The following is a 219-nucleotide window of genomic DNA, read 5'->3' as shown; positions in this document are numbered from 1 at the left end:
GTCTCCCACCGCCGCACATCATCATCCACTCGGTCGCAAAACCGCTGCGCAGTTTTGCTGGAACTGCTCTAGAATTCCGCCATCGGCGACAACATCGCCGGAAAATCCGGGGTGGCATGGCCGAGCCCGCGCAGCATCAACTTCGTGCCGCTTTCCAACGGTTGCGGAACACCGTCCCAGCCGAGCTTGTCGGGACGGAAAAGCACTTCGACAGAGGCG

At 61.2% G+C, this 219-nt stretch carries 1 pseudogene; it reads right to left on the bottom strand.

Annotated features, from left to right (window positions below):
• Nucleotides 1-68: 68 nt before the first annotated feature.
• Nucleotides 69-219 (bottom strand): annotated as a pseudogene (locus tag AF337_RS45290) (GNAT family N-acetyltransferase); the annotation flags it as partial.

The sequence above is a fragment of the Rhizobium ecuadorense genome (assembly GCF_001187535.1).
Taxonomy (GTDB): Bacteria; Pseudomonadota; Alphaproteobacteria; order Rhizobiales; family Rhizobiaceae; genus Rhizobium; species Rhizobium ecuadorense.
This window is presented reverse-complemented; position numbering and strand designations above follow the sequence as displayed.